General features: G+C 64.9%; 20 protein-coding genes and 7 pseudogenes. 12 read left to right on the forward strand and 15 right to left on the reverse strand.

The window, feature by feature from the left end:
• Positions 1 to 6 precede the first annotated feature (6 nt).
• Positions 7 to 1,679: pseudogene (locus tag ACUDAL_RS08605) on the reverse strand (carbon starvation CstA family protein).
• A 323-nt stretch (positions 1,680 to 2,002) separates the two neighbouring features.
• Between ACUDAL_RS08605 and ACUDAL_RS08610 the strand changes: the two are divergent.
• The 7 genes and pseudogenes from ACUDAL_RS08610 to ACUDAL_RS08640 all read left to right on the forward strand — a co-directional run bounded on the left by ACUDAL_RS08610 (position 2,003) and on the right by ACUDAL_RS08640 (position 9,998).
• Entirely contained in the window at positions 2,003 to 2,263 is a 261-nt protein-coding gene (locus ACUDAL_RS08610) for a hypothetical protein (RefSeq protein ID WP_444677852.1), read from the forward strand.
• Between the two features lie 149 nt (positions 2,264 to 2,412).
• A complete protein-coding gene (locus ACUDAL_RS08615) occupies positions 2,413 to 2,784 on the forward strand; it encodes a response regulator transcription factor (RefSeq protein ID WP_444677853.1) in 372 nt (123 codons plus the stop codon).
• Positions 2,784 to 4,844 (forward strand): annotated as a pseudogene (locus ACUDAL_RS08620) (exonuclease domain-containing protein). Before ACUDAL_RS08615 ends, ACUDAL_RS08620 begins: the two are co-directional and overlap by 1 nt.
• A complete protein-coding gene (locus ACUDAL_RS08625; RefSeq protein WP_444677854.1) occupies positions 4,841 to 5,038 on the forward strand; it encodes a hypothetical protein in 198 nt (65 codons plus the stop codon). The pseudogene ACUDAL_RS08620 and the gene ACUDAL_RS08625 overlap by 4 nt, the downstream one beginning before the upstream one ends.
• Positions 5,039 to 5,041: 3 nt before the next feature.
• Positions 5,042 to 7,772 (forward strand): annotated as a pseudogene (locus ACUDAL_RS08630) (ATP-binding protein).
• Positions 7,773 to 8,112: 340 nt separating this feature from the next.
• Positions 8,113 to 9,729: a methyl-accepting chemotaxis protein gene (locus ACUDAL_RS08635; RefSeq protein WP_444677855.1), complete on the forward strand. Its 1,617-nt coding sequence runs from the start codon at positions 8,113 to 8,115 to the stop codon at positions 9,727 to 9,729.
• On the forward strand, positions 9,726 to 9,998 hold the full coding sequence (locus ACUDAL_RS08640) for a hypothetical protein (RefSeq protein ID WP_444677856.1): 273 nt from the start codon (positions 9,726 to 9,728) through the stop codon (positions 9,996 to 9,998). The genes ACUDAL_RS08635 and ACUDAL_RS08640 overlap by 4 nt, the downstream gene beginning before the upstream one ends.
• 120 nt (positions 9,999 to 10,118) lie before the next feature.
• On the opposite strand, the gene ACUDAL_RS08645 is transcribed toward ACUDAL_RS08640, so the two are convergent.
• From ACUDAL_RS08645 to ACUDAL_RS08655, 3 genes and pseudogenes are all read right to left on the reverse strand, one after another.
• The gene (locus ACUDAL_RS08645) at positions 10,119 to 11,240 is read right to left on the reverse strand and encodes a DUF294 nucleotidyltransferase-like domain-containing protein (protein WP_444677857.1); all 1,122 of its coding nucleotides are present in this window, start codon (positions 11,238 to 11,240) and stop codon (positions 10,119 to 10,121) included.
• 91 nt (positions 11,241 to 11,331) lie between these two features.
• Positions 11,332 to 11,631, reverse strand: coding sequence for an HlyU family transcriptional regulator (locus tag ACUDAL_RS08650; RefSeq protein ID WP_444677858.1), 300 nt, complete (start codon positions 11,629 to 11,631; stop codon positions 11,332 to 11,334).
• A gap of 72 nt (positions 11,632 to 11,703) precedes the next feature.
• Positions 11,704 to 12,923: pseudogene (locus ACUDAL_RS08655) on the reverse strand (argininosuccinate synthase).
• Positions 12,924 to 13,127: 204 nt separating this feature from the next.
• Here ACUDAL_RS08655 and rnt point away from each other — a divergent pair.
• Positions 13,128 to 13,793 (forward strand): ribonuclease T, encoded by a 666-nt coding sequence (gene rnt, locus ACUDAL_RS08660; protein ID WP_444677859.1) that lies wholly within the window; start codon positions 13,128 to 13,130, stop codon positions 13,791 to 13,793.
• Positions 13,794 to 13,883: 90 nt separating this feature from the next.
• On the opposite strand, the gene ACUDAL_RS08665 is transcribed toward rnt, so the two are convergent.
• Both ACUDAL_RS08665 and ACUDAL_RS08670 read right to left on the reverse strand, forming a co-directional pair.
• A complete protein-coding gene (locus ACUDAL_RS08665; protein ID WP_444677860.1) occupies positions 13,884 to 14,528 on the reverse strand; it encodes an HPF/RaiA family ribosome-associated protein in 645 nt (214 codons plus the stop codon).
• A gap of 224 nt (positions 14,529 to 14,752) precedes the next feature.
• A complete protein-coding gene (locus ACUDAL_RS08670) occupies positions 14,753 to 15,106 on the reverse strand; it encodes a Grx4 family monothiol glutaredoxin (RefSeq protein ID WP_444677861.1) in 354 nt (117 codons plus the stop codon).
• 161 nt (positions 15,107 to 15,267) lie between these two features.
• Here ACUDAL_RS08670 and argF point away from each other — a divergent pair.
• Positions 15,268 to 16,187: pseudogene (gene argF / locus ACUDAL_RS08675) on the forward strand (ornithine carbamoyltransferase).
• 161 nt (positions 16,188 to 16,348) lie between these two features.
• Here argF and ACUDAL_RS08680 read toward each other — a convergent pair.
• From ACUDAL_RS08680 to ACUDAL_RS08700, 5 genes are all read right to left on the reverse strand, one after another.
• Positions 16,349 to 17,521 carry a putative bifunctional diguanylate cyclase/phosphodiesterase gene (locus tag ACUDAL_RS08680; RefSeq protein ID WP_444679344.1) on the reverse strand — a complete coding sequence of 391 codons (1,173 nt, stop codon included), beginning with the start codon at positions 17,519 to 17,521 and terminating at the stop codon, positions 16,349 to 16,351.
• Positions 17,409 to 18,959, reverse strand: a complete 1,551-nt coding sequence (locus tag ACUDAL_RS08685) for a PAS domain S-box protein (protein ID WP_444677862.1) — start codon at positions 18,957 to 18,959, stop codon at positions 17,409 to 17,411. The genes ACUDAL_RS08680 and ACUDAL_RS08685 overlap by 113 nt, the downstream gene beginning before the upstream one ends.
• Positions 18,960 to 19,035: 76 nt before the next feature.
• Positions 19,036 to 19,482: an OmpA/MotB family protein gene (locus ACUDAL_RS08690; RefSeq protein ID WP_444677863.1), complete on the reverse strand. Its 447-nt coding sequence runs from the start codon at positions 19,480 to 19,482 to the stop codon at positions 19,036 to 19,038.
• A 59-nt stretch (positions 19,483 to 19,541) separates the two neighbouring features.
• A complete protein-coding gene (locus ACUDAL_RS08695; protein ID WP_444677864.1) occupies positions 19,542 to 19,730 on the reverse strand; it encodes a flagellar motor protein MotB in 189 nt (62 codons plus the stop codon).
• Positions 19,723 to 20,541 carry a motility protein A gene (locus ACUDAL_RS08700; protein WP_444677865.1) on the reverse strand — a complete coding sequence of 273 codons (819 nt, stop codon included), beginning with the start codon at positions 20,539 to 20,541 and terminating at the stop codon, positions 19,723 to 19,725. The genes ACUDAL_RS08695 and ACUDAL_RS08700 overlap by 8 nt, the downstream gene beginning before the upstream one ends.
• A gap of 239 nt (positions 20,542 to 20,780) precedes the next feature.
• On the opposite strand from ACUDAL_RS08700, the gene ACUDAL_RS08705 reads away from it, so the two are divergent.
• The 3 genes from ACUDAL_RS08705 to ACUDAL_RS08715 all read left to right on the forward strand — a co-directional run bounded on the left by ACUDAL_RS08705 (position 20,781) and on the right by ACUDAL_RS08715 (position 22,803).
• Positions 20,781 to 21,560: an EAL domain-containing protein gene (locus ACUDAL_RS08705; protein ID WP_444677866.1), complete on the forward strand. Its 780-nt coding sequence runs from the start codon at positions 20,781 to 20,783 to the stop codon at positions 21,558 to 21,560.
• Positions 21,561 to 21,640: 80 nt separating this feature from the next.
• The gene (locus tag ACUDAL_RS08710) at positions 21,641 to 21,925 is read left to right on the forward strand and encodes a hypothetical protein (protein ID WP_444677867.1); all 285 of its coding nucleotides are present in this window, start codon (positions 21,641 to 21,643) and stop codon (positions 21,923 to 21,925) included.
• Between the two features lie 17 nt (positions 21,926 to 21,942).
• Entirely contained in the window at positions 21,943 to 22,803 is an 861-nt protein-coding gene (locus tag ACUDAL_RS08715; protein WP_444677868.1) for an HDOD domain-containing protein, read from the forward strand.
• 347 nt (positions 22,804 to 23,150) lie between these two features.
• On the opposite strand, the pseudogene ACUDAL_RS08720 reads toward ACUDAL_RS08715, so the two are convergent.
• The 4 genes and pseudogenes from ACUDAL_RS08720 to moaC form a co-directional block, all read right to left on the reverse strand.
• Positions 23,151 to 23,440 (reverse strand): annotated as a pseudogene (locus ACUDAL_RS08720) (H-NS family histone-like protein).
• A 151-nt stretch (positions 23,441 to 23,591) separates the two neighbouring features.
• On the reverse strand, positions 23,592 to 24,590 hold the full coding sequence (gene moaA, locus ACUDAL_RS08725) for a GTP 3',8-cyclase MoaA (protein WP_444679345.1): 999 nt from the start codon (positions 24,588 to 24,590) through the stop codon (positions 23,592 to 23,594).
• Positions 24,591 to 24,599: 9 nt separating this feature from the next.
• A pseudogene (gene moaE, locus ACUDAL_RS08730) lies at positions 24,600 to 25,042 on the reverse strand (molybdopterin synthase catalytic subunit MoaE); the annotation flags it as partial.
• Between the two features lies 1 nt (position 25,043).
• Positions 25,044 to 25,844 carry a cyclic pyranopterin monophosphate synthase MoaC gene (moaC, locus tag ACUDAL_RS08735; RefSeq protein WP_444677869.1) on the reverse strand — a complete coding sequence of 267 codons (801 nt, stop codon included), beginning with the start codon at positions 25,842 to 25,844 and terminating at the stop codon, positions 25,044 to 25,046.
• Positions 25,845 to 25,886 lie beyond the last annotated feature (42 nt).

The following is a 25,886-nucleotide window of genomic DNA, read 5'->3' on the forward strand; positions in this document are numbered from 1 at the left end:
GTGCGGTCACTCCTGCCGTGCCATCTCGGCGCGCGACCGCTTGAGCGCCGAGGCGCATTCCATGGCCACCAGGATCGCCGCCACCAGCACCACGACGTCGAGGATCAGCAGGAACCAGTTGCCCTGTTCGTAGAAGGAGCGCAGCTGGATCAGCAGGGCCGCAATGGTCATCACCAGGAGGAAGCACAGCGGGGCCAGGGTGTACCACATCGGCCGACGCAGGCGCACCAGCATGACGGTGATCACCAGCAGGGTAAGGCCAGCCAGCAACTGGTTGGTGGTGCCGAACAGCGGCCAGATGATCATTCCCCGGTGCCGCCCGCACCGCCTGCGCCGAAGGCCAGCAGCAGGCAGCTGCCCACCGCCAGCAGGGTGGCCGGTGCACTCTTCTTCATCCACGGCTGGTGATAGATCTCGCCCCACTCCTGGAAGATGTAGCGCTGCAGGCGCAGGCCGGTATCCATGGTGGTGCCGGCGAACAGCGCGGCCATTACCGTGAGCAGCGTGGCGGCGGTCACTTCATCGAGACCCAGGCCGTTGTGGATCATGTAGGCGCCGCCTTGGACGAAGGCGTTCACCCCACCCTGGCCGAAGGCAGTGTACATGGCCTGCCAGTCAGCGAAGGTGGCGAAGCCTGCCGTGGCGGCCAGGATGGCGGCCAGCGCCAGCATGCCCTCGCCTACGGCACCGAAGTAGCCGACGAAGCGCGCATCGGTCTCCTTGTTGAGCTGCTTGGAGGTGGTGCCCGACGAGACCAGACCGTGGAAACCGGAAATGGCGCCGCAGGCGATGGTGACGAACAGCAGTGGCAGCAGCGACGGCGTGCCCGGCGGCACGTCGGTGTTGATCGCCGGGGCCACCAGGGACGGGTTGAGGAACAGGATGGCGCCATAGAGCACGATCAGCCCGATGAAGAGCTGCAGGCCGTTGATGTAGTCGCGCGGCTGCAGCAGCACCCAGACGGGCAGCAGCGAGGCGATGGCGGCATAGCCGAACAGGATCAGGATCCATACCGCGTTGCCGGAGAGCGCGCCCACTTCGGCGGGCATCTGGATCGGCACCGACGGGCCGATGAAGATAAGCCCATAGAGCGCGATCACGCCGAGGATCGACACCACCGGCAGGCTGAGGATGCGGCGATAGATCAGCTGACCGATGATCAGCGCCACCAGGATCGCGCCCCATACCGGCACCACGGCGGTGGAGAAATTCATCATCAGCCCGGCGATGACCACGGCGAACACCGCGTTCACCATCAGCAGCACCAGGAAGATGACGATCATGAAGATGCTGCGGGCGCGCTTGCCCACCACGTCGCCGGTCAGGGCGCCGACCGATTTCGCCTTGTTGCGCACGCTGGCCCAGATGGCACCGGAATCGTGGACCCCGGCGAAGAAGATGGTGCCCAGCACGACCCACAGGAAGGCGGGCAGCCAGCCCCAGATCACTGCGATGGCAGGCCCGACGATGGGCGCGGCCCCGGCCACCGAGGTGAAGTGGTGCCCCCACAGCACGAAACGGTTGGTCGGCACGTAGTCGACGCCGTCCTCGAACTCGTGCGCCGGGGTTCGAAAGTCAGGGTCCAGACGATAGATCTTGTCGGCAATGAAGCGCGAATACAGGAAGTACCCCGCCGCCATTCCGCCAAGACCTAGCAGCAGCAAGACAATGGCGCTCATAGGTCAGCTCCTTGGTAAGGACATGGTTTTCTTCTTGTACGCTCACCTTTTTGGCGAGAGTTATCGTGCGGCAAGCGTGGCGCCGCACGGCTAGGATGGCCAGCCGGGCCGGTGAAGTCCAACCCGTGCCCCTGCCCACACATGCGATTACGCCTAAAGTCGAAGAGGATCACCCGACCCAATGCAGGCGGTTTTCCCGCTTCAGGTGCGCGCAGCGGCTGCACCCAAGGTCTTAAAGCCCGCCGGGCGGCGTCGCGTTAGGCTGAGGTACCCGCCTTCCCGAGAGCGACATTGTCGATGCAAGAGATCCTGCTTCCCTGGCCATGGCTGCCACTTTCGGCGCCTTCACCGGCTCGCTGTTTCGCCTGACGCGCCGCCCCGGGTACAACCGACCCTTCATGTTTCCCGTGGTCGGCCTGCTGGCCGGCATCACCGCCTACATGATCTTCCACGTGCTGGCCTCCACCACCGGCGCCCCGGCGTGGCTCTTGCCGCTGCTCGTCGTGCTGCAGGTATGGCTATGGCTCGGCCCGCTGGGCCCCAAGATCAAGCCGCTCGAAACCAAGGGCGAACCGCGTCGCTGACGCGCCTCGCTCTCGGTGGCAGCCGCGGCGGCGAGTCACCGCGGCCGCCGCCGGCTCTCATCTTCTGCCAAGGTCGTCTTTGCCGGCCTGCACGCCCCCACTAGACTGAGGCTAACAACACATAAAAGTAGCTTGTTAAGGAGTGGTGAATGGCCAAGGTACTGGTGGTGGACGATGAACCCAACATCGTGCTGTCGCTGGAATTCCTGATGCAGCAAGCCGGCTTCGACGTGGTCACGGCGGAAGACGGCGAGGGGGCGCTGACCAGCGTTGAGGATTCCCCACCGGATCTGATCCTGCTCGACATCAGCCTGCCCGGCATCAGCGGTTTCGACGTACTGGAACAGCTGCGCCAGGACCCGCGACATGCGAACCTGCCGATCATCATGCTCACCGCCCACGGGCGCGAGGTCGAACGTGAGAAGGGCTTGGCGCTGGGTGCCGACGACTACGTGACCAAGCCGTTTTCCACCCAGGCCCTGGTCGAGAAGGTCAAGCGCCTGCTGGCCGAGGATGCCTGATGAACAAGGGCAGGCTGCCCAAGCGCCAGCGGCTGATCGGCCTCTGGCTGCTGCTCAGCGGCATCAGCATCATGGGCGGCGCGATTTTCGCCGCCTGGCTCGATAGCCTGTTCCAGCCTCAGGGTTTCCCCGCCTGGTGCTGTGGCTGGGCTGCTTTTCCGGCGGCGGCACGATCTTCCTCTGCGGCCTGCTACTCGAGCGCATGCTGTTCACCCCGCTGCGTCACCTGCAGGTCCAATTGGCCCGGCTGGTGGCCAATCCCGACGCCCGCGACGACTATCCCCCGAAGGCCGGCTGCGCGGGCTGGGCCCCGACCTGGTGCGCGTGCGCGAAGCGTGGCGCTCCGATCGCCGTCGCCTGGCTACCGCTCATGCCGAAGGCGCCCGCAGCGCCGCCCGGATCCGCCAGGAGCTCGAAACCCTGCTGCAAGTGCTCGACACCCCGCTGCTGCTGTGCGACCACCACCGCCGGCTGCTGCTGTTCAACCAGGCTGCCGAGAGCCTGTTCGAGGAGAACCCCGGGCTCGGGCTGGGCAAACGCCTGGACACCCTGCTGCCCGTGACCAGCCTACAGGATGCCATCGGCCAGCTGCCTCGAGGACGGCTCGCCCCGCGAGCTGCTGATCCCCTGCGACGAACGCTGGCTGCACGCGGTGCTGCGTCGCGTCCCCTCAGCAATGGGGAGACGCTGCTGACTCTGACCGACGCCACCGCCGCCTGGAACAGCGAGATGGGCGCCCGCGCCGAGCTGGCCGAGCGCCTGCCGCCGCTGCGCCGCCATGGCGCCAGCCTGAGCAGCGCCGCCGAGGCGCTCGGCAGCGCCCGCCATGCGGGGCGCGGCGACGATGCCCTACGCGCCCGCCTGGAAACGGTGATCGAAGAGGAGAGCCGCGCCTTGGGCCAGGCGCTGGAGGGGCTCGGTCGGCTGATCGAGGACATGCAGCAGCAGGGCGAGCGGCTGGTGCCGCTGTGGTCGAACGATCTCTGGCAGTCGCTCAACGAGCGCCTGGGCGACGACCCGCTCCAGGTCGTGCCCATCGGCATGCCGGCCTGGTTCAAGGGCGACGCCCCGGCGCTGCTGGCACTGCTGGAGTCGCTGCTGGCACAGCTGCGTCAGCATACCGGCCATACCACCTTCGAAGGCGAGATGCTGCTGGGCAACCGCCGCGTCTACCTCGACCTGGTATGGCGCGGCACGCCGCTGGCCCAGCGGGAGCTGGCCGCCTGGAGCGAGCGGCGGCTCGACTCCCTGCCGCTGTCTCCGCGGGTCGGCGACCTGCTGCGCCAGCATGCCAGCGACACCTGGAGCCTCGCCGATGCCGACGGCATTCACGCGCGGCTGCGCCTGCCGCTGCCTTCGGTGGAACGCGTCGGCGCCCCGCGCGAAGCATTGCCGCCGCGCCCGGAATTCCACGATTTCGGCATTGCCGACCTGCCGCCGCCGGACGCCGAACTGGCCAGGTGCCCGCTGCGCGCCCTGGAAGTGGTGGCCTTCGATACCGAGACCACGGGGCTGGAGCTGCGCCGCGGCGATACCGTGATCAGCATCGGCGCCTGCCGCATCGTCAACGCCCGGCTGCTGGCCAGCGAGGTGTTCGACGTTCGCGTCGATCCCGGCAAGCCGATCCCGCCGGCCAGCACCGCCATCCACGGGCTCACCGACGACGATGTGATGGGCGCCCCCCGCTGCCGGTGATCCTGCCGCGCTTTCGCGACTACATCGGCGATGCGGTGATTCTGGCGCACAATGCCGCCTTCGATCTCCTTGCCTTGCAGCCGCCCGGGGCCAGCGTCACCCTCGACATGCCGGTGCTGGACACCCTGCTGCTGTCACGCGCGCTGGACGAGAGCCTCGACGGCCACGACCTCGACACCCTGGCGGAACGCTACGACCTCAGCTTCCCTCCCGGCACGCGCCACACGGCGTTGGGCGACGCCCGGGTGACGGCCGAGCTGTGGCTGGCACTGCTGCCGCGGCTCGAGGCGCGTGGCATCGACACCCTGGAGCGCGCCCTGGCGCTTCAGGCCAGCGCCTTCGACAAGGAGGACGCCTGCACATGAACGAGGCCACCCGCCAGGCTCGGCTGGTCGCCCTGGTCGCCCTGGCGCTGCTGCTGTTCACGCCGCCAATGGTGCTGGTCTTCGACCGCGCCAACGGCGGGCTGTCCTGGCTGCCGCTCTACCTGTTTGCCGCCTGGGGGCTGGTGCTGGGGCTTGCCGCCTGGTTACTGGAGCATTGGCGAGAGGACGGCTGAGCCATGAGAACCGATCCGGTGGTGCTGACGGTAGCCTTCGGCTACCTGGCGCTACTGTTCGTGATCGCCGCCTGGGGCGATCGCCGCGCGGAACGCGGCCGCTCGGTGATCGGCTCGCCCACCGTGTACGCCCTCTCCATCGCCGTCTACTGCACGGCCTGGACCTTCTATGGCAGCGTCGGTCGTGCCGCCGAATTCGGCCCCAGCTTTCTGCTGATCTACCTGGGACCGACCCTGGCCATGCTGATGGCCCCATTCATGATCCGCAAGATGGTGCGTATCGCCAGCGCCCAGCGCATCACCTCCATTGCCGACTTCATCAGCGCCCGCTACGGCAAGAGCTCGAGCCTTGGCGCCCTGGTGGCGTTGATCGCGCTGATTGGCATCACGCCCTACATCGCCCTGCAGCTCAAGGCCATCACCCTCAGCCATGCCGTGCTGGTCAACTATCCCGAAGCGGCGGAGCTGCGCCTGGCCGAAGAGAGCTTCTGGGTCGACAAGTCGTTCTGGGTGGCGCTGGTGCTGGCCGTGTTCATCATCCTGTTCGGCACCCGCCACCTAGACGCCAGCGAGCGCCATGAAGGCATGGTCGCCGCGATCGCCTTCGAATCGCTGGTCAAGCTGCTGGCCTTTCTGACCGTCGGCGTCTTCGTGGTCTTCGTGCTGTTCAACGGCCCCTTCGATCTGTTCCGCCAGGTCGCGGCCACCCCCGAACTGAGCGGCGCGCTGGGGCTGGACGCCGTGCCGGGAGGCGCCACCGGCTGGGTGGGCACGCTGGTACTGGCCTTCCTGGCATTTCTCACCCTGCCGCGGCAGTTCCAGGTACTGGTGGTCGAGAACGTCGACGAGCGCCACCTGAACCGCGCCAGCTGGCTATTCCCGCTCTACCTGGTGGCCATCAATATCTTCGTCATCCCCATCGCCATGGCCGGGCTGCTGCTGCCGGTCGGCAACAGCGACCCGGACAGCTTCGTGCTGACGCTGCCGCTTTCGGCAGGGCTCGAGGGCATCCCGCTGCTGGTGTTCATCGGCGGGCTCTCGGCGGCCACCGGCATGGTCATCGTGGAAACCATCGCGCTCTCGACCATGGTCAGCAACCAGCTGGTGATGCCGCTGCTGCTGCGCTCCAAGCGCCTGCACCTCAGTTCCCAAGGGAGCTGGCCGGCTGGCTGCTGGGCATACGCCGGGTGGCGATCGTGTTGATCCTGCTGCTTGGCTATCTCTATCACGCCCTGATCGGCGACTCCTACAGCCTGGTGACCATCGGCCTGGTCTCCTTTGTCGGCGCCTCCCAGTTTGCCCCCGCCCTGCTGATCGGCATGTACTGGCGCGGCGCAACCCGGGCTGGGGCTTCGCTGGGGCTGTTGGCCGGCTTCGCCATTTGGGTCTACACGCTGCTGCTGCCGGGTTTCGCTCAGTCCGGCTGGCTGGACGCCGCCTTCCTGGCCCAGGGTCCATGGGGCATCGCCTGGCTGCGGCCCTATGCGCTGTTCGGGTTGGAGGGCTGGGACATCTACAGCCACGCCCTGCTGTGGAGCCTGCTGGCCAATGTCGGCCTGCTGCTTGGCGTCTCATTGTTCACCCGCCAGACCCCGGTCGAGCAGACCCAGGCGGCTCTGTTCACCGAAGCCATGAACCCCAGCCTGCAGCACACCTCGCTGTGGCGTGGCCAGACCACCCGCGGCGAGCTGCAGAGCCTGCTCAACCGCTACCTGGGCGCCGCCGCCACGGCGCGCATCCTGGCCGACCAGGAGGTGCACCTGGCCGACGAGGACCCTGCCCCCCGGCACTGATCGCCCGCGCCGAGCAGGCCCTCTCCGGCGCACTGGGCAGCGCCTCGGCGCGGGTACTGATCAACTCGGTGGTACGCGGCGAGGCGCTGGACCTGGAGTCGATCCTCAGCATCCTCGATACCACCTCGCAGACGCTGGAGTACAACCGGCGCCTGGAGCAGAAGTCCAACGAGCTGGCCCGAATCGGCGAGGAGCTGCGTGCGGCCAACGAGCGGCTGCGCGAACTCGATCGCCTCAAGGACGAGTTCGTGGCCATGGTCAGCCATGAGCTGCGCACGCCGCTCACCTCGATCCGGGCTTTTGCCGAGATCCTGCGCGACGGCAAGGACCTACCCGAAGATAAGCGCGTGCATTTCCTTGAAGTGGTAGTGCTGGAGAGCCAGCGGCTGTCGCGGCTGATCGAGGAGATCCTCGACCTGGCCCGCCTCGAGAGCGGCCGTCTCACCCTCTCTCCGCAGCGCCTGGACCTGGCCGCCTTGGCCCGACACAGCGTGGATGCAGTACATCGCCTGCAGGAGGATCGCGGCGTGACCCTCAGCGTCGAGATCGAGGTCGACGAGGCGTTCGTGGTCGGCGATCCCGACCGGCTCGAACAGGTGATCATCAACCTGCTGGACAATGCAGGCAAGTTCGCCGATGACGATAACCCCCAGGTGCTGCTGCGGCTCTATCCGCACCAGCAGCACTACTGCCTCAGCGTCGAGGACAACGGGCCCGGCATCGCCGCGGAAGAGCGTGAGCGCGTGTTCGAGAAGTTTCACCAGATCAAGCGCTATGGCGCCGGCTCAGGCAAGAGCCGCGGGCGGCCGCGCGGCAGCGGCCTGGGTCTACCGATCAGCCGCGGCATCGTCGCCCACCTGGGTGGGCGGCTATGGGTGGAAGAGGCCAGCGTGCTCAAGGGCGCCTGCCTGGTCTTGGAACTGCCGCGCGCGCCAGAATGACGTCCCCCTGACACTCCTGAACAGTTAAAGAAACATTGCTGCCTGCCGATAACGACAGCAGACGCAGAACGCTTTCCTAACGATAAAAGGACCATGCGGCAAGGACCCTGCCTCTCGACGACCGTTGCTTCCGCAGGCTATCACGCCGGAGGCGAGCCAGGCGGCCGAGCGGTCGGACCGCACATGCATCGAAGACACCAAAGAGAATCTCACAGATGACACGCCTTACCCGCTTGACGCTGACCCAGAAACTGCTCGGTGCCGTCGGCATTCCTCTTCTGCTGGCCTTCATCGCCCTCGGGGCGATCGTGCAAGTCCAGCTCAGCAGCGCCATTCCCCCATGGTGGAGCACACGACGGTGCGCCAGGTGGAAGCCCGTGCCGACGAGATCGGCCAGTGGATCAACGGCTATCGCACGCTGCTGTCCGGCCTGGCCAAGGACGAACGCCTGGCCGAGCGCGTCGACGTGGCCGCTCACCTCGACTGGCTGATCTCGCGCCACCCGGGCGATGCCACGATCGAATCCTTCTACTTCGCCAATGCACGCGGCGACACCGTGACCCACACCGGGGTACGCGCCGACATTTCCTCGCGCGGCTACTTCCAGACGCTGGTGGTGGAAGGCAGCGCCGACCGACTGCTCGCCGACCCTGTCATCTCGATGATCACCGGCCAACCCACCGCCATCGTGGCCGAGGCGATCATCGATGCCGAAGGCAACCGCGTCGGCCTGCTGGGCTTTACGCTCTCCATGGCGGCGATCTCCGAGATCACCTCCGCCATCGACGTCGGCGACGACAGCTACGGCTACCTGGTCGATCGCAGCGGCATGGTCGTTGCCCATCCGAACCCGGATACGCGAATGAACCTGCGCGTCACCGAAGCCGACGAGGCAGGCTTTCAGGGCGCCAACGCGCTCGGCCGGCAGATGCTCGCCGGCGAACCCGGCATCGGCCGGGTGGTTTCACCGGAAGGCATCGGCACCACCATGGTGTGGCAGCCGATTGCCGGCACCGAAGGCTGGACGCTGGCCGCTGCCATGCCCAACGCCGCCTTCACCGCCGTCACCCATACCCTGCTGTTCACCCTCTTGATCGTCGGCACTGCGATGCTGACCGCCCTGCTCGCGATCATCTATTTCACAACGCGCAAAGTGTTGGCCCCCATCAAGCAGACCACGCGGGCCATGGCCGACATCGCTCAGGGCAAGGGTGACCTGACCCGCCGCCTAAGCGCCCAGAGCCACGACGAAGTGGGCGAACTGGCCATGCAGTTCAACGGCTTCGTAGAACGCATGCAGCGCACCCTGCTGGAGGTGCGCAGCAGCGCCCGCACCGTGCTGGCCGGCGCCAGCGACATTGCCGATGGTACCCGGGAACTCTCCTCACGCACCGAGCAAGCCGCTGCCAATCTGCAGGAGACGTCCGCCTCCATGGAGCAGATTCACTCCACCGTGGCGCATACCGCTCAGGCATCGGAGCAGGCCAATGGGCTTGCCGTCAGCGCTGCCGACCTGGCAGAGCGCGGCAACCTGTCGATGACCGACATGCAGACGAAGATGGCGGCGATCGACGAGTCGGCCAACAAGATCAGCAATATCATCGGCCTGATCGACTCCATCGCCTTCCAGACCAACATCCTGGCGCTGAATGCCTCGGTCGAGGCGGCACGAGCCGGCGAGCACGGGCGCGGCTTTGCCGTGGTGGCACAGGAAGTACGCAACCTGGCCAGCCGTTCGGCCGATGCGGCCAAGGACATTCGTCAACTGATCGACGCCTCGGTGCAGCACACCCAACAGGGCGGTGAAATCGTCAAGAGCGCGGCCGAGCGCATGCAGGCGCTGCGCCAGAGCGTGATCCAGGTCTCGGATGTCATCAGCGAGATCACCGCCGGCGCCCGCGAGCAGACCCAGGGATCGAACAGGTCAATACCGCCGTGGCCGAAATGGACACCATGACCCAGCAGAACGCCACCATGGTGAGCCAGAACGCCGGGCTGGCCTCCGCCATGCATGAAAATGCACGCAGGCTCGACGAGCTGATGGCCGAATTCGTACTCGGCGACAACGACGCCGTGCGTCAGCCTGCCGGCGCCACCTTCACCAGCACCAGCACCAGCACCACGCTCATGGCACGTCCGGTCATTGATCCCAGGCCCGCCCTGCCGTCGGCAGGAGGCGGCAAGCGGGCGCAGCGCCCGGCGGAAGAGGAGTGGGAAACCTTCTAGGCAGAATCTCCTTGGTACTCGCCTCCTGCCCGGCCCGCGCCGGCAGGAGGCGTTTTGTTTCTGACGAAGAGGGTGTCTTGCCAGGCGTAGCCGCAACCAAGGCGCGACGCTACACGCGCCCTAGCGAACCGAACGCACCAGGCTGCGTATGACCAGCATGTCATGACGCAGCAGCAGTCGCTCGTCCTCTTCAAGTCGTGAAAGGTCCACCCAGCCGTCTGGCATGGCGCCAACCTTGAGATTGGCCAGCTGTACGACCAGCAGCCGCTCCTGACAGCGGTCCAGCGCACGCACGAGCGCCTCGGCCTGGCGCTGCCCAAGCGCTCCTTTCATCACCAGCCCGGCCAGTCGCGAGCGAGTGTCCGCGGCACGCACCCCATGGCGCAGCGACAGAAGCCGCACCGCATTGACCAGCGGCAGCACGCCCTGCCGCTTGAGATTCAGCGCCTGGTCGTGGGGCGCCTCCTGCCCGCCTCCGACCAGACGGCCGAAGCGGTCCAGTGCAACCGGCAATTCATCGAGCAGGGCCGCCATCTCGTCGAGGAACAGCGACGCGCGCGGCATGAGCCGCGCCACATGGTCGGCCAGCGCATCGGCCAGCGACGCATCGCCCCACACCGGCGAAAAATCGAACAGGATGTTGCTCTGCTGCACGCGCTTCACCCGCCGTTCCCGGGTCCACAGCGAGAGCTGCTCGCGCCACTCGGAGAGCCGCTTGCGCCACATTGGCCAGCGCGCCATCACGTGGCCGTTGCACAGCGGAATGCCCGCTTCGTCCAGACGCGCCGTGAAGCGCTCCCCCAGCGACTGGAAGTAACCATCGACCTCGGTGTGCCGAGCATCGGGATAGTCGGCCACGATCATGGCGTTGTCCTGGTCCGGCCCCAGCAGGCTTTCATGCCGCCCCGCCGAACCCAGCGTCAACACGCAGTAGGCCACCGGCGGCTCGCCCCAGCCCTGCCCCTGCATTTCGTTGAGCGATAGACGAATCGCCTGGCGATAGAGCATGTCGTTGTGGTCGCTGATCAGTTGGCTGATGCGCCAGGCAGGAAGATCGAGCCGCTGCAAGGCCTCGACCAGGCGGCCCTGCCAGGCATGGGCCGCCGCCAGGCTGGGCGTGGGCCCCAGCTCGCGCAGCGCATCCTGCAAGGGTGCCAGCAGGGGCGGCAGCTCACCGGGTGAGGGCAGATTATCGGCACTGAAAAGGTCGCGCCACGGAGAGGCACGGTGAAGAAGGCGCATGGCGGCTCCGGGCTATCACACTTGGCCCAGTGTAAAGGCACCCAGCCGCCGTTGCCCTTGGGCAAAAGACGAAGAGCCGCCACTCATGGCGTCAACGGGCGTCGAACAGCCCTTCGCCCATCTGGTCGATGAATCGCTGTGCCTTGCTGACCATCAGCTGGTCGCAGGCCTCCTGTCCCGGCACCAGGTCGGAGCGCTCGAAGCGATGCTCCAGCATTTCCCCATCCGCCCCCTGCTTGCGAATCCAGCCGCTGACGCGAAACTGGCCGCCCTGCTCGGCGGGCTCCGAGATGATCTGGTAGCCGTGATACTCGACCGGCTCGGCGGCCCCGGCGTTGCCCGGCTTGGCCTCGCTGCCGCCGAACAGGCCGCCCAACAGTTTCCTCAACATGCGAAGTTTCCTTCCTCAATGCGAACGCCGGCCCGTGGGCCGGCGTCATGGATGCGCTGCGCAGCGGGGAGATCAGCCCTGCTGGCGACCCTTGCCCGCGGCAATGCGCAGACGCAGGGCGTTGAGCTTGATGAAGCCCTCGGCATCCTTCTGGTTGTAGGCGCCGGCATCGTCCTCGAAGGTGGCGATGGACTCGTCGAACAGCGACTGCTCGGACTTGCGTCCAACCACGGTGGCGTTGCCCTTGTAGAGCTTCACGCGCACCACGCCGCAGACGTTCTTCTGGGTCTCGTCGATGGCCGCCTGCAGCATGCGCCGCTCCGGGCTCCACCAGTAGCCGTTGTAGATCACCTTGGCATACTTGGGCATCAGCTCGTCCTTGAGGTGGGCTTCCTCGCGGTCGAGGGTGATCGACTCGATGGCGCGATGGGCGCGCAGCATGATGGTGCCCCCGGGGTCTCGTAGCAGCCGCGGGACTTCATGCCGACGTAGCGGTTCTCGACGATGTCGAGACGACCGATGCCGTTGTCGCCGCCCAGCTTGTTGAGGGTCTCGAGCACCTCATGGGGCTTCATCGCCTTGCCGTCGACGGCAACGATATCGCCCTTGTCGAAGGTAAGCTCAACATAGGTGGGCTGGTCGGGAGCGGCCTCGGGCGCCACGCTCCAGCGCCACATGTCCTCCTCGGCCTCGGCCCACGGATCCTCGAGGATGCCGCCCTCGTAGGAGATGTGCAGCAGGTTGGCGTCCATGGAGTACGGCGACTTCTTCTTGCTCTTGGAGAAGTCGACGGGAATGTCGTGCTCTTCGCAGTAGGCCATCAGCTTCTCACGGGAAGTCAGGTCCCACTCGCGCCACGGCGCGATCACCTTGACACCGGGCTTCAGCGCATAGGCGCCCATCTCGAAGCGCACCTGGTCGTTGCCCTTGCCGGTGGCGCCGTGGGAGATGGCATCGGCGCCGGTCTCGTTGGCGATCTCGATCAGGCGCTTGGCGATCAGCGGGCGGGCGATGGAGGTGCCCAGCAGGTACTCGCCCTCGTAGATGGTGTTGGCGCGGAACATCGGATAGACGTAGTCGCGCACGAACTCCTCGCGCAAATCCTCGATGTAGATTTCCTTCACGCCCAGCGCCTGGGCCTTGGCGCGCGCCGGCTCGACTTCCTCGCCCTGACCGATGTCGGCGGTAAAGGTCACGACTTCGCAGTGGTAGGTTTCCTGCAACCACTTGACGATGACGGAGGTGTCCAGGCCGCCAGAATAGGCAAGCACGACCTTCTTGACATCGGACATTCGGAGGGCTCCTTTGAGGTAAACGTCACAAGACGAGAAGTATAGCGTGGCTGCCGCCCGGCGAATACCGGCCGCAGGACGTATCGCAGGCAAACTGATAGACTTTCGCCCCGGAAGGGAAGCACCCCGGCCGCGGCGCCAGCGCCGCCGCCCGGCGAATGGTCGCCCAATGTCAGCGGAGAGGAACAGCATGAGGAGAGGGGCATGAGCGAGGCGATCAGCCGTGAGATGATGGCCCAGCGATTTCGCAGCTTCCTGCCAGTGGTGGTGGACCTGGAAACCGGCGGGTTTAACGCCGAGCGCGACGCCATACTCGAAATCGCCGCGGTGACCCTGACCATGGATGCAGAGGGCAATCTGATGCCCGATGCCACCTACGCCTACCACGTGCAGCCCTTCTCCGGGGCCAACGTGGAACAATCGGCGCTCGACTTCACCGGCATCAAGCTCGACGACCCGCTGCGCCAGAAGGTGGCGCTTTCCGAGGCCGAAGCCCTGGGCGAAATCTTTCGCCCGGTACGCAAGGCGATCAAGTCCCACGGCTGCACCCGCGCCGTGCTGGTCGGCCACAACGCCGCCTTCGACCATGGCTTCCTGAATGCCGCCGTCAACCGCTGCGGCGTCAAGCGCAACCCCTTCCACCCGTTTTCCAGCTTCGATACCGCCACACTGTCAGGCCTGATCTATGGCCAGACCGTGCTGGCTCGCGCCTGCCGTGCCGCGGGCATTCCCTTCGACAATCATGAAGCCCACTCGGCGCGCTACGATACCGAGCGCACCGCGGAGCTGTTCTGCGCCATCGTCAATCGCTACAAGGATCTCGGCGGCTGGGCGCTGGCCCAGCGCGAACAGGGCCTGGAAGAGCTCTAACAGACTGTTTAACAGTCTGGTTGAAGAGGCTCCGCCAAAGATCCGGTTCGCCCCGGCCCGCACCGGCGATGCGGACCGGGTCAGCCGCCCTCAGTGGCGGGTAGCGGGATCCTGCTCCCAGCCGGCAGGGATGTCGAGATCCTCATCGCCCTCGACCGCCCCACCGCCCCCGGGCTTGTCGAGGATCTGCACGGAGCTGGCCTGCAGCCCCTCATCGCCCTCGTTGGGCTCGAAGCGAACCTGCGTTCCCACGGTGAGCCGTTCGAAATCATCGTGCAGCACCGCATTGCGATGGAAATAGTACTCCTGGCCGCTCACGCTCTTGAGGAAGCCGTAGCCATCGGCTTCGAACTTGCGCACCACCATTGCCACCGGCGGTAGCGGATCGCCGAAGTGCTGCTTGACCTTTCCATCACGCTTTGCGGTCTGCTTCTTGAGCTGTTTCTCCATCGCTTCGAAGGCATTGCGGATGATCGGACGCAGCTGCACCTGGGGGTCGACGACCTTGTCCGTCTTCTCCGCCACTAGCTCACCCTTGGCCGGCAGGGTCACCTCGACCAAGGCACGGTAGGGATTGCCGGTTCGATGGGGGTTCTGGGTCTGCTCGATGACCACGCGGCAAGAGACGATATCCTTGCTGAAATGCTCCAGCTTGGCCACCCGCGAGCGCACGTACTCGTCGATCCACTCCGAGCGTGAAACGTGCTGATAGGTGATTTCCAGCGGTGTCTGCATGGTACCTCCCTGTTAACTTCCAGCCTGGGTACTCCTCCTGTTCCAGCGTGGCCGCCGCGCACCGCGATTTCAATGGCCTGGCAGGACCATTTGGTTTCCTTACGTATCCATGCGCCCCCTGGGCTGGCAGATCGCCAGAAACGACCCGGCCCGCGAGCCATAGCGCGCGGGCCGGGTTGTTGAAGCTTGAGCGTAGCGCTTGCCTTTGGCAGTAACAGCCTGAATCAGGCGTCGCCGGACTGGCCTTCGTTGGCCTTGGCACGCGCCGCGGCGTCCTTGATCAGGGTTTCCAGCTCGCCGGTCTGGTACATCTCGGTGACGATATCGCAGCCGCCGATCAGCTCGCCCTCAACCCACAGCTGAGGGAATGTCGGCCAGTTGGCGTACTTCGGCAGCTCGGCACGGATGTCGGGGTTATCCAAGATGTTGACGAAGGCGAAGCGCTCGCCGCAGGACATGAGCGCCTGCACGGTCTGCGCGGAGAAACCGCACTGGGGCAGCTGCGGCGTGCCTTTCATGTAGATCAGAATGGGGTTGTCGCTGATCTGGCGCTGAATGTTCTCGATGGTCGTGCTCATGGGCGCTCCCTGTAGCGTGTATAGGAGGGTGACTAGCGAGGCAGGCCTTACCCGAGCGCTGCACTCAGTCTTCTTCATGGGCTCATTCTACTGATGCACGGCGCATTGCGCATCCCTGCGGGCTGGCTAGGATGGGGGTTTTTTCGCGCGGAGAGATCGTCATGGCGACACGCCATTTTCTGACCCTGTTGGACCTGAGTCCCGAAGAGCTGCACTACCTGATCCAACGCGCCATCACGATCAAGAACCGCCTGCGGGCCCAGGGCCCAGCTACACCCCGTTCACCAACCGCACCATGGCGATGATCTTCGAGAAATCCTCGACGCGCACACGGGTTTCGTTCGAGACGGCCATGGCGCACTTCGGCGGCCACGCGCTCTTCCTTTCTCCGCGCGACACCCAGCTTGGCCGCGGCGAACCGATCGAGGACACCGCACGCGTTCTGGCCGAGATGGTCGACATCGTGATGATTCGCACCTTCTCCCATGCAGGCCTCGAGGCGTATGCTGCCGCCAGCAGCGTGCCGGTGATCAACGCCCTTACCGATGACTACCACCCCTGCCAGCTGCTGGCCGACGTCATGACCTGGACCGAACTGCGCGGCAGCGTACGCGGGCGTACGGCCGTCTGGATCGGCGACGGCAACAATATGTGCCATTCGTGGATCAACGCCGCACGCCAGTTCGACTTCAAGCTGAAGATATGCTGCCCGGAGGGCTACGAACCGCGCGAGGACATTGTGGCGGCGGCGGGCGAGCGGGTCACCCTGCTGCGCGACGTCCAGGAAGCGGTGGCGGGTGCCGACCTCGTCACCACCGATGTATGGGCCTCCATGGGCCAGGAGGAGGAGCAGGCCAAGCGGGAAGCCGATTTCCGCGGCTTCCAGGTGACCGAGGCGCTGCTCGACCTGGCCAAGCGCGACGCCCTGTTCCTGCATTGCCTGCCCGCCCACCGCGGCGAGGAGATCAGCGAAACGCTGCTCGACGACCCGCGTGCGGTGGTATGGCAGGAGGCCGGCAACCGCCTGCACGCGCAGAAGGCATTGATCGAGTTCCTGCTGCTCGGCCGCGTGGACCACTGACACCCTAAGCGCCAGGCGTGCCTGAAGGCACCCGCTTCCCCCACGACGCCACCCCGGCTCAGCCGGCGGTGGCGTCGGCGTTTTCCAGCAGCGGCATCAGGTCCTCGATCGGCAGCGGACGAGAAAAAGGTAGCCCTGGTAAGCGTAGCAGCCGTGGGCCTTCAGCCAGTCACGATGTGCCCTACTCTCGACCCCTCGGCGATGACCTCAAGCCCCAGGTTGCGGCCCAGGTCGATGATCGAAGCGGAGATCACCGCGTTGGCGCTATCCTCGAATAGGGTGCGCACGAACGATTGGTCGATCTTGAGCTGATCGAGTGGCAGCCGGTTCAAGTAGGAGAGCGACGAGAAGCCGGTGCCGAAGTCGTCCAGCGAGAAGCGCACACCCAGTGCCTTGATACGCATCATGGTGCGACACACGGCGTCGGGCTCTGCCATGAACAGCGTCTCGGTAAGCTCCAGCTTCAGCCGCTGCGGATTGGCCCCGGTGGCCGTCAGGATGCTCTCCAGGGTGTCAATGAAATCGGGCTGCTGGAACTGCAGCGGGCTGATGTTGACCGCCATGGTCAGCTCCGCCGTGTGCTTCATCTGCGCCCAGGACGCCAGCTGACGGCAGGCCGTGTCGAGCACCCAGCGGCCAATGCTGACGATGAGCTGGCTCGCTTCGGCAATAGGGATGAACTCGTAGGGCGGCACCATGCCGAGCTCGGGGTGCTGCCAGCGCAGCAGCGCCTCGACCCCGGTCACCCGCTCCTGCGCATCGACTTGAATCTGGTAGTGCAGGCGCAGCTGCTGGTGGCGTTCGGCCTGGCGCAGTTCGGCCTCGAGGATGGCGCGCCGCACTACCACCGCCTGCATCACCGGGTCGAAGAAGCGCAGCGTGTTGCGCCCCGCCTGCTTGGCCTGGTACATGGCCATCTCGGCCTGCTGCAGACACTCCTCGACCTTGCTGTCGTCATCCCCGAGCAAGGTGATGCCGATGCTGCCGGAGAGCAGGTGGCGCCGCTCACCCAGCCAGCACGGCTCGCCCAGGCTAATCAGCAGCCGCTTCGCCAGGCGTTCGGCCTGCTGCGAGGCCTCCTCGAGGGTAACGCCGAGGCCTTCGGCCAGCACCAGAAATTCGTCGCCGCCGATGCGTGCCACCAGGTCGTGCTCTCGGCTTGCGCTCTCGACCCGTCGAGCCATCGCCTGCAGCAGCTCGTCGCCCACCTCGTGGCCCAGGCTATCGTTGACGTACTTGAAGCCGTCGAGGTCGACCAGCAGCAGGGCACCGAACCCCCTGCCCCTGGCACAGGCTGATCGCCTCCCCCAGCCGTTCGAGTACCAGGCGTCGATTGGGCAGGCCGGTCAGTGGGTCATAGAAGGCCAGCCGGTGCGCCTCTTGTTCGGCGGCGCGTCGCAGGCTCATGTCGCTGAAGGTGGCCACATAGTGGCTGATGCTGCCGGAGGGGTCACTTACGGCGCTGATGGTGACCCACTGCGGGTAGATCTGCCCACTCTTGCGCCGGTTCCAGACTTCACCTTCCCAGCTACCCTGGGCGTCGATAGCTCCCCACATCTGGCGGTAGAAGTCGGCATCATGGTGGCCCGAGCTGAGGATGCTCGGATTGCGCCCCAGCACCTCCGACGCGTGGTAACCCGTGATGCGCTCGAAGGTGGCGTTGACCTTGAGGATAATGCCGTCGGCATCCGTGATCAGCATGCCAAGATGGGTATTGAACGCCAGGTCGGCGATTTTCAGCTCGGCCTGCAGCGAACCATTCAGCGTACGCAGCGCCTGCTCGCTGCGGTAGAGGTCATCCTCGGTGCGCACCAGGTGCAGGTAGTGCCGCAGGATTAGCCAGCCCAGCGCCGCCATGACCAGCACTCCCAGCGAAAGCACGAGCACCATCTCGCGCCACGCGCCCAGTACCTGGTCGACGCTATGGCCGACAATGACCGAGAACGGCAGCTCCTCGACCCGGCCGATGCTCACCACACGACGGTCGCCATCCAGCGGCGAAAGTAGCGTCAGCGAGCGCACCTCTTCGCCACGCAGAGCCTGTTCCAGCTCCGCTGACTCGACCCGCATGCCCAGCGCCTGGGACGCGGAGCGACCGGACAGCCCGGGGCGGCGCGCAATCAGGCGCATCTGGTCGTCGAGGAAGGCGACGCTCTGGCCCTCGTGGAGCTGCAGGCGCTCCAGCGCATGGGTGAAATAGAACAGGTCCAGCCGCGCCGCCGCCAACCCGGTGAAACGCCCTTCGCCATCGAACATGCGGCGCAGGTAGAGCATGCGGTGCTCACCCGGTTCGCTTGGCCAGTGAACCGCCGAGAGCCGCTGCGCGTGGTCTTGCAGGAAGCGGCGGATATGAGCCCGCTCCTCGGGATCGTGCCCGGGAAAGCCGGGGTTGCCGGTGGAATACAGCGGCTCGCCCAGGTGATCGATGACACCTAGCGAGTCTAGAAACGGCAGGCTCTGCTGACGCTGCGCCAACAGCATCTCGAAGGCCTCGGCCAGGCCTTCGCCGCGCTCATCGTTCAATGCCAGGGCAAACAGGTTGGCCATGCCGCTTAGGGTGTTGTCGGTGCTGGTGAAAGCGCCCTTCGCCCACTCGGCGACCAGGTCGGCGTGGGCCAGGCTGTTCACGCGGGCGGCAGCCAGCTCTCGTGCGTGACGATCCTTCAGCGCCCAGCCAACGGCCAGCACCAGGCAGCACATCATGGCGAGGTAGAACGCCGTGGCCTGCCACGCCGTCCAGCGCCGATATGCCGAACGCTCCTGCCTATTCATCGATCTCGGTCATGCAGTGCTTGCCTCTGGCTCGCTTGGCGATCCGTCGTAGTCTCTTGCCCCGCGGTGCTGCGGCTCAAGGGCTGCCCAGGGTCTGTTTCAGCAACAGCTCGACGCGACGGTTGGCGGCCCGCCCCTCTTGGCTGTCGTTGCTGGCCAGCGGGCGCGTCTCGGCATAGCCCACGGCGCGCATCCGCTCCGGCGTGATGCCGATTTCGGTCAGGTAACGCAGCACGGCGATGGCCCGTGAGGACGAGAGCTCCCAGTTAGAGGGGAACCGAGCCGTGGCGATGGGAATACTGTCAGTGTGGCCTTCGACGGAAATCGTGCCTTCGAAGCCCTCCAACACCTCCTTGAGGCTGGCCAGTACTTGCTGCCCTTGCAGCGTCAGCGCGGCCTGGCCGCTATCGAACAGCAGGTTGTCGTCGATCCTCAGGGTGATGCCCTCCTGCCCCTGGGCAACACTCACTCCCTGGATGTTGAGCCCCTGAAAGCGCGGCTGCAGCCCGTCGTTGCGAGGCATCAGACCGGGCGAGAGCCGCCCGGCCACCTGCAGCGCTGCCAGCTCCGCCTCGGGGGTGATCAGGCGTGGCGCATCGCCACCGAACTGGCTGCCCTGGGGGCCATGCCGTTACCGGCCATGGAGAGCAGCAGCACGAACAGGGTGATGAGCAGCGTCAGGACATCCAGGTAGCTCACCAACCAGCTCTCGCCCTCGCCCTCATCCACACTCGGGGAGTGCAGCGCATGCCGCGTGTCACGATCAAGCATTACTCGCCTGCCCACCTGCAGCGGCGTCCCGTGCCAGAGCCGGGTCGCGTATTTCATCGTGGTAGTTGGCGACGAAGGAGTTCAGCGTCTCTTCGATGAAGGAAGGCAGGCGGCGCTTGGTGATCAGCGAAATGCCCTCGAGCACCATGTTCATAGCGATCAAGCGCTCTTCGGTTCTGCGCTCCAGCTTGACCGCTATCGGCTTGAAGATCAGGTTGGCGAGCAAAATGCCATAGAAGGTCGTGAGCAGCGCAACGGCCATGCGCGGGCCGATGACGTGAAGGTCGCCCGCCTCCATGACCTCCAGCATGTTGACCAGCCCCACCAGCGTGCCGATCATGCCGAACGCCGGCGCGTAGGTGGCCATGGTACGGAAGATTTGCGCCTCGGCGTGTTCACGTGCCTTGAGCCGGGCGATCCGCCAGCGCAGCAGGTCGAAGATCTCCTCCTCCTTGGTGTTGGCGATCACCAGCTGGATACCGGTTCTCAGGAAAGGGTTGCGCGCCTTGGCCAGCGCCTCTTCTACCGCTCGCACATCGCCCTTGAGCCACAGCCGCGAGATGTCCACCAGCTCCTTGATGTCATCGCGGGTATAGGTATTCTCGCGACGGAACACCAGCCCTACCAGACGCACGACACGCAGCACCTCCCTAAGGGGATAGCTGATGAAGGTGGCGGCCATGGTGCCGGCCAGCACGATGGCAAGACCCGGCAGGTTGAGAAAGCTCTGCGGCGACTCGGCGGTGAAGAACAGCACGCTGACCAGCAACACGATACTGGCAAGCATGCCGATGATGGTAGACGGGTTCATGCAAACTCCTGCGAGAACGAGACATCGTGTCCTGAACTAGACTATCGGCGCTGGGGGCCGGAACTTTAGCGAAAGGAACTCTAGCCGCAAGAACGCTGCGGCAGGGCTCAGCGGCAGACATTGCGATATCGTCCCGACTGGCCTCAAGTTCCGCGTGCCGGTGCCGACCTTAGTGGCTAGGGTAGCCAGGGCATGCCGGAGCAAGTCACGGGCACAGGTTCATCGTACAAGGAGAGAGCATGCGGCAATGCGCTGAAAAAGAGGGCAAATGTGTCCGCTGCGAGGGCGAGCTACCGTTCGATTTCACCATGGCCTTCCAGCCCATCGTGGACCTCGCGAGTGCGCAGGTCATTGCCTATGAAGCGCTGGTGCGTGGGCCACACAATGAATCGGCCTATCATATCCTGTCCCAGGTCACCCCTGCGCTGCTCTACCGCTTCGACCAGGCCTGCCGGGTACGCGCCATCGAGCTGGCCAGCCGGCTGAACATGCGCGTGCCGCTGTCGATCAATTTCCTGCCCAATGCCGTCTACGAGCCCGAAGCATGCATCCAGGCAACGCTGGAAATATCGCGACAGGTAGGCTGGCCTTTGCAGCATCTCATCTTCGAGATCACCGAGAGCGAAAAGGTGCAGGACAAGCAGCACCTCAAGCGCATCATCGACACCTATCGCGGCATGGGTTTCACCACCGCACTGGACGATTTTGGCAACGGTTACGCCAACCTTGACCTACTCACGGAGCTGCAGCCGGACCGACTCAAGATCGACCGCTTGCTGATCATCGACTGCGACAGCCATCCACGCCGCCAGGCGATCCTCAAGGCCTTGGTAGGACTGAGCAGAGCGCTGGGCATCGACCTGGTCGCCGAGGGCGTGGAAACCGAAGCCGAGGCACTGTGGCTGGGCCGCCATGACATCACCAAGCAGCAGGGCTATGTCTTTGCGCGACCTCGGCTGGAAGGGCTGGCAGAGTCAACGCTTGCAGCGCGCTTGACGACATTGCAGCAGGCGCTGTGAATCGACGCTTTAATCGCAAACAGCGCTGACAACAAGACGTCACTCGTGATAACAAGTGACCGCCGCCCAGGAGCCACGCCATGCCTGCACATTCCGAACCCGCCACGTTCACGATCGCGTTGTATCCGATCCATGACGCCCAGCACGGGCACGTAGCCGATCAACTGCTTTACCGCAGCGGCGCGAGCAGCGATGAACCCTTGGAGGCAACGGCAAAGGCGCTGGCCAGCACGGTGTACGAACTTGGCGATGCCGGCCTGCTCGGAAGCAGGTCACTCTTTGTGACCCTTCCCTGGCGTGGCTGGATCGGCCGGAACTACTGCCGACCCCTGCCCCTCGGCTGGCCATCGCCGTCGCCGAGCTGAGCGACATCAACGAGGCCTTGCTGCTGCGGCTCGACGACCTGCGCGAACGGGGTTATCGCATTATCATGCCTTGCAGCCTGTTCAACGAGCACGCCAAGGCGCTCTGGTCACGCACCGACATCGTGACACTCACCGGATCGAGTCCTTTCAACGAGACGCTGCATCAACAGCTGTCTTCGAGCCATATCAAGCTGTATGCCGAAGACGTCCGCTCGATGGAAGAGCTGGCGCATTGTCAGGCCATCGGCTGTCAGCTTTTCAATGCACGCTACCTGACCCGCCCCCAGGTCATCGCCACGACATCACGCGGCAAGCACGGCAACCGGGCCGCGCAGATCCGCCTGGTCCGCAGCCTGTATGAAGAGGACGACGACCTGCAGCGCCTGCAGGCGCTTGTGCTGCAGGTACCGCACCTGCATGTAGCCATCTTGCGTCGCGCCAACTCCGCCTTCTTCAATCGCGGCGGTACGGTGACCGACCTGCAGCGCGCCGTCCAGGTGCTCGGCCTGATCGAGCTGCGTCGCCTGATTCTTACCCTGACCCTGGCCAACCTCCAGCCCACCTCCCTGCTGCTGCTGAGAACGGCGCTGACCCGCGCCTACATGTGCCGCAACCTGGCGGCACCGTTTCCTGCGCTGAACCCAGACGATGCCTTCAATACGGGGCTGTTCTCGTTGATGGACGCCCTGCTGGAAGAAGAACGCGACACCCTGTTGGCCCAGATTCCCCTCCCGCCAACCGTCATGGCGGCGCTGACGGAACGGACAGGCCCCTGGGAGCACTGCTTCAGCTATGCGAAAACCACGAGAACCAACTCGCGGCAGGGGAAGATGAGGTGGCGGCTGACCAGCTCCATCGCTGCTATCTCGACGCCTTAGTCAGCACCCAGTCGCTGCTGGGCGCCCTGGCATAAAGAGTAAAAAAAGCGCCTATCGGCCTGGCGCCTGGCCGACGCATTGGCAGATCGTAAACAGCGGCACAGCGCTGCGACGCCGCATGCCGCTGTCGGGACACCCGTCGGGCACTGGATGGCTAGATAAAGGCGCTACAGTCAGGCGGCGCCTAGCAGGGAAATACCGTCAAACCGGAGGTCTCTTCTCTGGGCTGCCGCTTGGAAAACGGCTAGGACTCGTCAGCAGGACGGCAGGGCAAGCAGCTCGGCTTAACCCTGCCGGCCCTGCCCGTTGGCCATGGGCAGGCAGGAGGCCTTTGGTGCATCCTTGGCTCAAGAAAGAGTGGCGTTCTTCGGTGGACGGCCGCGACGGCGGCGCGGCGGCTCGCCGACAAGATCTTCCACGGAGAGCCCCGCATCGCTCATGGCTTCGCGGATCTCGGCCAGCTTGCGTTCCTTGTCGGCCTCTTCCTGCTTGCGCTGCTGGTCTTCCTCTTTTTCTGTTCGATGACCTCGACAATCACCTCGGAGAGTTTGTGCAACTGCTCCATGCTCAGCTGGCGGGCCGCAGCACGCGCCACGTTCTTGTTTCGAGCAATGCGCTCCAGAGTTTCGCTGGACATTGGCCTCCTCCATGCAAGAAAAAAACGAGCAAGCGGATCGCTTACTCGTCAAAAGTATATGCTGTGAAAGCAAATAGGCAAGAAAAGCCGCTCGACCATCGCGCTCAGTCGGGCTGAGAAAGGCACCCGTAAATCAGACGCAATGGTGGGTTTAGCCTCCGGTCATGTTCATGAAGCGAACGATCTGGACATCGCCATCCGTAGTGAAATGATGGCGCTCGGGCTTGAGCGGAAGTGCCTCGACGATCGCCTGCTTCAAGGCATCGAGATCGCCCGGGTGGCGCCTGAGAACAGCACGAAGATCGACGGAGTGCTCGTTGCCCAGGCACAGCAGCAGGCGGCCTTCCGCTGTCACGCGAACCCGGTTGCAGCTGGCGCAGAAATTGTGGCTGTGCGGCGAGATGAAGCCCACTCGGGTCTCGCTGTCGGGCATGCGAAAATAGCGCGAGGGACCCAGCGTGGTCTCGGTGGTGGCCAGCAGCGGATAGTGCCGTTCGATGGCGGCCTGCACCTCATCACTCGAACAGAAGGTTTCCGCACGCGAGTGATCCGATACCTCGCCGAGGGGCATCTCCTCGATGAAACTGATGTCGACGCGCTCTGTTCGGGCAAAGTCGACGAGATCCACGATCTCGTCGTCGTTGCGCCCCTTGAGGATCACTGCATTAAGCTTGATTCTATCGAAGCCGGCGCTGCGCGCCGCGCGGATTCCGCTGAGCACGCGCTCGAGATTACCCGTTCGTGTGAGCTGGTGAAACCGCTCAGCATCCAGCGTATCCAGGCTGATGTTAAGCCTGGAAAGCCCGGCTTCGCGCAGCCGGCCGGCGTGCTTGTCGAGCCCCGCGCCGTTGGTGGTCATGGCCAGGTCCTTAAGCCCCGGCAGCGCTGCGATTTGTTCCACCAGCGCATCAATCCCGCGCCTGACCAGCGGCTCGCCCCCGGTCAAGCGTATCTTTTCCACCCCCATCTCGACGAAGGCTCGCGCCACCATGCCTACCTCCTCCAGCGTCAATATCTGCGCGCGGGGCAGGAAGGTCATCTCTTCGCTCATGCAATAAACGCAGCGAAAGTCACAGCGGTCCGTGACCGAGATGCGTACATAGCGAACGCGCCTGCCAAAATCGTCGATCAGTTGCAAGGGTGTCGTCATCGTTTCTCTCTCCCAGCGACCGGCATCGCGCAGGTCCGACTCACGTTCGCCGACCCAATAATCGCCCGTATCGCTGTGTTCCTTTTTCCAGAAGGGGGCTCTGGTCTTGAGATAGTCCATGATGAAATCACAGGCTTCGAAGGCGGCACGCCGATGCGCGCTCGCCACTACCACCAGTACGATAGGATCCCCGGGGCAAGCCGTCCAATCCGATGAATGACGCGCACCCCTTGCAGCGGCCAGCGCGTTTCGGCTTCGGCCACGATAGCCTGCAGCGCAGCCTCGGTCATGCCGGGATAATGCTCGAGCGTCAGCGCCGACACATCGGGCCGTTCGTTGAAGTCACGGACCAGGCCGGTGAAGCTGACGATGGCGCCAATATCGCTGCGTCCCGCCAACAGGTCGCGCTGCTCGGCACCGGCGTCGAAGGCGGCGTGCTGAACCCTGATCATCTCAGCCTCCTGTGACGGGCGGAAAGAAAGCCACTTCGTCATCGCTGGTGATGGGCGTGGCGTCAATGGCCATGACCTGATTGACGGCGCACAGCACCCGGCCTTCGGTCAGTCGTGCAAAGCGCTGGTCACGCTTCAGCAGCGATGCCTTGAGACCGCCGACATCACTGCTCTCCAGGCTATCAAGGGGAATCGAAACCTCGCTTACGCCCAGGCGTTCACGCAGCTCGGCCAGAAACTTCACCTGCACGCAGGCCGCATCGATATCGCAGCGTGTGCCGACTGATACCTGGCCCACTGCGCCTTCTCCGGTCACGATGGGGTCCGCGGCATGGCGCTGATAATCCCCCGACTTGCCGCCCCGCTTCGAGAGCAGGTGCACGCCTCCGATCTCCATCTCCTTATCCACCGCCTTGCACATGTCATAGAGCGTCAGGCAGGTCACCGAAACGGCGGTCAGCGCCTCCATTTCGACACCGGTCCGCCCATTGAGGCGACATACGGCGGTCACTTCGACCCGCGACGCTTCCTCATTGATGCGAAAGTCGATACTCACCTTGGTCAGGGCCAGGGCATGGCACAGGGGAATCAGCTCATGGGCGCGCTTGGCCGCCTGGATGCCGGCGATGCGTGCCGTGGCCAGCACGTCGCCCTTGGGCAGGCCGCCCTGTGTCAGCAGCGCCAGGGTCGCCGGCTTCATCTGGATATAACCGGCCGCGCTGGCCTCGCGGCGACTTTCGGGCTTGTCGGCGACATCCACCATGTGGGCTTCACCGCGCTGATTGAGGTGTGTGAGGGGCATGGAAAAGGCCTCGATTAACGAAGGATGACTGTCAGTATGGCG

It is taken from the genome of Halomonas sp. E19, from assembly GCF_052439355.1.
Classification (GTDB): domain Bacteria; phylum Pseudomonadota; class Gammaproteobacteria; order Pseudomonadales; family Halomonadaceae; genus Halomonas.

Excerpts from the sequence above, each read along its gene's own strand:
- ACUDAL_RS08700 (WP_444677865.1), bottom strand. The coding sequence starts at position 20,541 with ATGAACCCGTCTACCATCATCGGCATGCTTGCCAGTATCGTGTTGCTG.
- ACUDAL_RS08635 (WP_444677855.1), top strand. The coding sequence starts at position 8,113 with ATGGTGGAGCACACGACGGTGCGCCAGGTGGAAGCCCGTGCCGACGAG.
- ACUDAL_RS08710 (WP_444677867.1), top strand. The coding sequence starts at position 21,641 with ATGCCTGCACATTCCGAACCCGCCACGTTCACGATCGCGTTGTATCCG.
- moaC (WP_444677869.1), bottom strand. The coding sequence starts at position 25,844 with ATGCCCCTCACACACCTCAATCAGCGCGGTGAAGCCCACATGGTGGAT.
- rnt (WP_444677859.1), top strand. The coding sequence starts at position 13,128 with ATGAGCGAGGCGATCAGCCGTGAGATGATGGCCCAGCGATTTCGCAGC.
- ACUDAL_RS08645 (WP_444677857.1), bottom strand. The coding sequence starts at position 11,240 with ATGCGCCTTCTTCACCGTGCCTCTCCGTGGCGCGACCTTTTCAGTGCC.
- ACUDAL_RS08690 (WP_444677863.1), bottom strand. The coding sequence starts at position 19,482 with ATGCCTCGCAACGACGGGCTGCAGCCGCGCTTTCAGGGGCTCAACATC.
- ACUDAL_RS08670 (WP_444677861.1), bottom strand. The coding sequence starts at position 15,106 with ATGAGCACGACCATCGAGAACATTCAGCGCCAGATCAGCGACAACCCC.
- moaA (WP_444679345.1), bottom strand. The coding sequence starts at position 24,590 with ATGACGACACCCTTGCAACTGATCGACGATTTTGGCAGGCGCGTTCGC.
- ACUDAL_RS08640 (WP_444677856.1), top strand. The coding sequence starts at position 9,726 with ATGACCCAGCAGAACGCCACCATGGTGAGCCAGAACGCCGGGCTGGCC.
- ACUDAL_RS08705 (WP_444677866.1), top strand. The coding sequence starts at position 20,781 with ATGCGGCAATGCGCTGAAAAAGAGGGCAAATGTGTCCGCTGCGAGGGC.
- ACUDAL_RS08695 (WP_444677864.1), bottom strand. The coding sequence starts at position 19,730 with ATGCTTGATCGTGACACGCGGCATGCGCTGCACTCCCCGAGTGTGGAT.
- ACUDAL_RS08615 (WP_444677853.1), top strand. The coding sequence starts at position 2,413 with ATGGCCAAGGTACTGGTGGTGGACGATGAACCCAACATCGTGCTGTCG.
- ACUDAL_RS08610 (WP_444677852.1), top strand. The coding sequence starts at position 2,003 with ATGGCTGCCACTTTCGGCGCCTTCACCGGCTCGCTGTTTCGCCTGACG.
- ACUDAL_RS08650 (WP_444677858.1), bottom strand. The coding sequence starts at position 11,631 with ATGTTGAGGAAACTGTTGGGCGGCCTGTTCGGCGGCAGCGAGGCCAAG.
- ACUDAL_RS08685 (WP_444677862.1), bottom strand. The coding sequence starts at position 18,959 with ATGAATAGGCAGGAGCGTTCGGCATATCGGCGCTGGACGGCGTGGCAG.
- ACUDAL_RS08665 (WP_444677860.1), bottom strand. The coding sequence starts at position 14,528 with ATGCAGACACCGCTGGAAATCACCTATCAGCACGTTTCACGCTCGGAG.
- ACUDAL_RS08625 (WP_444677854.1), top strand. The coding sequence starts at position 4,841 with ATGAACGAGGCCACCCGCCAGGCTCGGCTGGTCGCCCTGGTCGCCCTG.